The 4938-nt window shown below is 50.6% G+C and carries 5 protein-coding genes; all 5 read right to left on the minus strand.

Annotated elements, in window-relative coordinates:
• Nucleotides 1–216 precede the first annotated feature (216 nt).
• Nucleotides 217–609 carry a ribonuclease HI family protein gene (locus EXE46_RS16015; RefSeq protein ID WP_137689336.1) on the minus strand — a complete coding sequence of 131 codons (393 nt, stop codon included), beginning with the start codon at nt 607–609 and terminating at the stop codon, nt 217–219.
• 123 nt (nt 610–732) lie between these two features.
• The gene (locus tag EXE46_RS16020) at nt 733–3660 is read right to left on the minus strand and encodes a helicase-related protein (protein WP_137689337.1); all 2928 of its coding nucleotides are present in this window, start codon (nt 3658–3660) and stop codon (nt 733–735) included.
• On the minus strand, nt 3657–3782 hold the full coding sequence (locus EXE46_RS17765; protein WP_394348208.1) for a hypothetical protein: 126 nt from the start codon (nt 3780–3782) through the stop codon (nt 3657–3659). Before EXE46_RS17765 ends, EXE46_RS16020 begins: the two co-directional genes overlap by 4 nt.
• On the minus strand, nt 3782–4213 hold the full coding sequence (locus EXE46_RS16030) for a hypothetical protein (RefSeq protein ID WP_137689338.1): 432 nt from the start codon (nt 4211–4213) through the stop codon (nt 3782–3784). The genes EXE46_RS17765 and EXE46_RS16030 overlap by 1 nt, the downstream gene beginning before the upstream one ends.
• A gap of 30 nt (nt 4214–4243) precedes the next feature.
• Nucleotides 4244–4771, minus strand: a complete 528-nt coding sequence (locus EXE46_RS16035) for a restriction endonuclease (protein ID WP_199234200.1) — start codon at nt 4769–4771, stop codon at nt 4244–4246.
• Between the last annotated feature and the right edge of the window lie 167 nt (nt 4772–4938).

Genomic DNA, 4938 nt, shown 5'->3' on the forward strand with positions numbered 1-4938 from the left:
TCGTCAAGGCGGTTGACGAGAAAGTTAAGAAGCTGGTCCTCGTGAATCACACCGTCTGCTTGCTTGGTTTTAGACACACCTTCAGCAAGCAGACGTTCTAACTAAGCGGCTTTGTGAAGTACTGATATTAGCGATGCGACAGCTCCGCATGTCGTGGTACTCCCGCCAATAGAGACACTCCGCCACCATTCGGCACGATCCGAGAGTGAGCAGAGTCTATTGAGAGAACGCGTTGTCAACGAGACTATCCGCCTCAGAGTTTTCCTCTCGAGAGATATGCTCAATCTCAAATGATTCGAACTCTTCCACCAGTGTTTGTACGCGGTCATGGAGCTCTCTGAGGCCGGCATCATTAACATCATACTCACCTTTGACCTGCTTAACAATTAGCTCCGAATCGCCTTTTGCTATTATGTGATCACACTCGTTCTCCACAGCGAGATTGAGTGCTTGTATGAGTGCGTTGTACTCTGCCTTGTTATTCGTTGACTTACCAATGTGGGCACTACCTTCTTCTTCCCAGCTGTTTGATTTCACGATATATCCGATAGCAGATGGTCCTGGGTTAGGTTGAGAGCCCCCGTCAAATTTTATCTCGGTTGTAGACACGTTTTTATGCTAGGTCAGAACCGTATATAATCCGTACATTCCACCAGAGTAAGACGGTTCTGCCTGTGGTGGCATATCCGCCAGGTCATGTCCACCCAGCGCCTCTCAGACCACTTGCCCGAATTAATCGCCTGAGACGACGAACGCTGCCGTCACTAATTCGGGCTCTTCAGGAGTGACATGCTGCTCTTCGTCAAGCCGTGAGAGTTCGGCTTCACGCTCGCGACGGAGCTTGTCCAGCTGTTGTCTAGCGTTACCGATGGGTGCCGACATATCCTTATTTGGGCCATCCTGAGACTCGTACTGTTCGAGTCGATCTTGCCAGGTCTCGATCTGCTCTTCAAAATGTCTCTCAGCATGTTTCCGCTTGATTGAGACTTCCCGCTCGCGTTCCTCGCGAGCTTCCTTCGCAAACGATTCTACTTCATCCCACGCACTCATCTCGGCGACACTGTGGAGCTCCTCAGCCATCGAAGCTAACCGGTCAAGTTCTGGAAACTGATCAATTTCATCAGACGATAGCGTATCAGTGTACTTGGGCTTCCCACTCGCCACCTCTCGGTCTGTATTGACGTACAACCAGGCTAGCTTCTCCGTGACGGCGTCCCCTGCCCCTGAGACGTACCCAAGTCGGTATGTGAAACAAATGCCTGGTGTGGGCTCTTGGCCGGCTGCGATCTTGACTGTGATATCGCCTTGTAGACGGTCCGATTCAAGACAGAAGTCGATGATTGATTGGACTAGTGGATGGTCCAGCGCGATGAATTCGACGTCGTCCTGCTCGCGAGCGACTTTTTGAGAGAAGGTGGCCTGCTCATACTGTCCAGAGACTTGGCCCCCAGAGAGCACATTCGGCACCTCGAGCTGGAAGACGTCTCCCTCGGAACGGGCAGGTCCAGGGCGAACACCTCTAATGTCTCCCCCAAACTCATCGAAGAACTCGCGCACAAGGATTTCAATATCGTCTTCACTGACATCACCGTGCTGGCTTCGATCGATCACGTCGAGGATCTCTTCATCCTCATCAGAGAGATCGAATCGATCTCGAATGAGGAGTTCGTTCTCAACCGTCTCGAGTGCCTCCTGTCGCTCTTTAACAGTTTTCTCGATGTCCGCAATAACCTCGTCTTGCGATTGGTCTTCAGCGATCGCAGCCATAATGGTCTGGTCAAGGTCAACGTCCTCAAGAACCCTACCGAGGACATCCGATCGCATCCCGAGGTCGGACTCGATTTGATTCATCTTCTCGACGAGGAGGTTGAGTATCTCGCTCTCCCGAGTGTCCTTGAAGAACAGATTTCGGATCTCAACAGTGTGTTCCTGACCGTACCGATGGAGGCGACCCATCCGCTGGTCGATCCGAGTAGGGTTCCACGGGAGGTCGTAGTTGACCATGATGTGGGCGAACTGTAGGTTGAGTCCTTCCTGAGCTGCGTCTGTTGCGAGCATGAGATTGGCCTCTTCCTCAAACTGAGCCATCTCTCGACGTCGCTTGGCTTGGTCGAGATCACCGTAGATCTGAGTGACGTCGTACCCAGCGAATATCTCGTCGCGAAGATATTCGAGCGTGTCTGTGTACTCGGTGAAGATGAGGATCTTCTCGTCCGGATCGTCGTCGAGAATTCGATCGACAAATTGCTTGAGCAGTTGCGCCTTGCTGTCCGTCTTGATCTCTTTCGCCTGCTGCCAGAGCGCTTTGACTCGGTCCAGTTCGGCCTGAACCTGTGTCTGGTTCTGAGCCAGAGTTACCGTTTCTAGTTCTTGCTCAACTCGTGTCCGCTCCGCGTCAGTCAACGTTTCCGGCTCAGTGCTATAGCGTGGGATCAGTTGCTGAACGTCTTCTGGGAGTTCCTCAGCGATAGCATCACTTTGGATCGCTCGCATTCGGTTTTCGAGCGACTTGCGTATCGCGTAAATGCTTGAGACAAGGCGCTTCTGGTAGATGACCATCGTGAAGCCGACAGCTTGGTTCTCCTCCTGCTGAGCGAGGTTGTAGTACTCGCGAATGTATTCGGTCACACCATCGTACAGCTTCCGCTCCGCCGGTGACATGTCGACACCAAGCGCTTCCATATTCTTTTCGGGGAACATTCTGGTCCCATCGGTCTCGTACATGTTGTCCTTGAGTCGGCGGATCATCAGGTCCTCAAGACCGCCTGGGTCGATGTCCGACTCGTGACCAAATCGGTACGGATCCAGCAGATCGGTGAGGAAGTAGAACTGGTCGGACTTGCCCTTGTGTGGTGTCCCCGTCATTAGCAGGAGCGCATCTGAGCTGCGCGCAACTGCTTCACCGACCTTGTAGCGCTGGGTCCGCTCAATCGAATCATCGCTCGACCGGCGAGCGGTAAGGTGGTGTGCCTCGTCGAATACCGCGATGTCCCATTCCTCTTCGAGATTTCTCAGTGCTTCGAGGACGTCGTCCTGCTTCGCAAAGTCGACAGAAGTGATGATGAGATCCTCTTGGAGCCAGACGTTCTGGTTTGGGTGTGACTTCCGATGGGTCCGGACCGTATCGCGGTCGTAGATTACGAAGTTGCGGTCAAACTTCTTGCGCATCTCTTGTTGCCATTGGACCGTCAGCGGTGCTGGGGCAACGATGAGGACGCGTTCGGCTCGACCACGAGCGATGAGTTCCTCAATGACAATCCCGGCCTCGATGGTTTTCCCGAGGCCGACCTCGTCGCCGATGAGATATCGGTGATCGTACGAGTTCAGGATTTCGTACGCAGCTTTGACCTGGTACGGTTCGATCTCGATCCGATTATTCGTCAACGAGAGGAATCGGTCGTATCGATACGCGAGATCGAGGCGGGTCGCACGCTCGCGAAGGTCGTGGTGGAGCGGGTCGTCGATCTGTTTTGCTGCGAGCCGGTCGACGATTGAATCGATCTTTTCGATATGTGGAAGCCCACTGGGTAGCTTCTGAAGTTCGCCCTCGCTGGTGTAGACGTGTAGTAGGTGGGAACCATTCGGCCGCTTCTCGACTTTTGTTATTTCTCCTTGCCCACCAGCAAACTTGACGCGGATACCGACCTCAAAATTTGTCATTTATCCATACTATTAGTAAATAACCGCTCAATTTGGTTCTGGAAGTTCGTGAATGCTTCTTCTGCTTCTTCTAGTGTGCTAACTCCTGTGACAATACACTGACCATTAGTAGGGATTGTGATTAAACAATCCGCTTCCTCTGGCCAGTAGTATACGAACGGTGATTGTTCAGGCTCATATCAATATTTTCCAGTCCTAATGCCACAACGAGGTTATCTAAGTCAATCTCACGACTAAGTTCCCCTTTACAGATTAGATTCTGTATCTCAGGCCGACCTCTCTCAAAGTCATATTTAACCTCCAATTCCTGTAGTACATTATTAAGACGCTTGTAGAGTTCACTCACCTGTTCCTCGGTCCTTACACCTACTATGGTGTAGGAACCAGATGAAAATAGGATAACAACTGGTCCCTCTTGGCTAAATCTGAGTTGAAGACCGGGGAATTGCTCTGGCTCATACTGAACATCTTCAATGTTGAGATCGTTATAAATGGCATGTAAGTCTAATTCCTCTCCGATATCTCCGGAAGCAACAATATTTACGATATTCATTTTAAAAATCAGTTGTTAGATGAGCGATATTCACCGCTCACCAACAGAGGACTCGATCAACTCTATCTGATCCTCGGAAAGATTGTACAGTTCATATATCAATTGATCAATCTGTGTTTCTAACTCTATGATTTCTTCGTTAAGATTCTCTGCTGTGGAAGCAATCTCGATATACCGAGCCATTCCATCCTCAACGTCATCTAATTCTGGCAACTGGAGCTCACTAAGCCGATCAATTAATGACTTAGTTTTTGTAGCTGTCTCACGGAATCCTGCGAAGCCTCCTGCTTCCTCAACAGCGACAGGTACGAAATCAAGTAGTAATCGTTCCAACATGTGATCAAGTCCGACGAATTTCATTGCCAGAAGAGATTCTGTTTCCGTATAGCCCCATCGGTCTGTTTCGTGTTCCTCGGGGTTTTCAGGTTTGTATCGAGCAGTTGCGTACAAATTCACCGTTCCATTTTCTTGTTTGATGCTTATTTCTCCCAATCTGAGGCTATCCTTCTCATCTGTTGTTTTGGTAAGAACTGTTTCATTAATATTGCTTGCTGGCATGTACAATTCACCAAGACACTGACCGTCAGAGTAATTCCCCAGAGTACGTGTTTACCCTGAAGACTCAACAATCGGAGCAGCTTGATCCCGTGAGATCATCTCGTTGTCGCGGACAACTCGCCTGAGTTCGTCGTAAGGATTGCGTCCCTGCTGGCGCCACGTCGCCA

This window comes from Halorubrum sp. GN11_10-6_MGM (assembly GCF_005435165.1).
Classification (GTDB): domain Archaea; phylum Halobacteriota; class Halobacteria; order Halobacteriales; family Haloferacaceae; genus Halorubrum.

Excerpts from the sequence above, each read along its gene's own strand:
- EXE46_RS16020 (WP_137689337.1), bottom strand. The coding sequence starts at position 3,660 with ATGACAAATTTTGAGGTCGGTATCCGCGTCAAGTTTGCTGGTGGGCAA.
- EXE46_RS16030 (WP_137689338.1), bottom strand. The coding sequence starts at position 4,213 with ATGAATATCGTAAATATTGTTGCTTCCGGAGATATCGGAGAGGAATTA.
- EXE46_RS16035 (WP_199234200.1), bottom strand. The coding sequence starts at position 4,771 with ATGCCAGCAAGCAATATTAATGAAACAGTTCTTACCAAAACAACAGAT.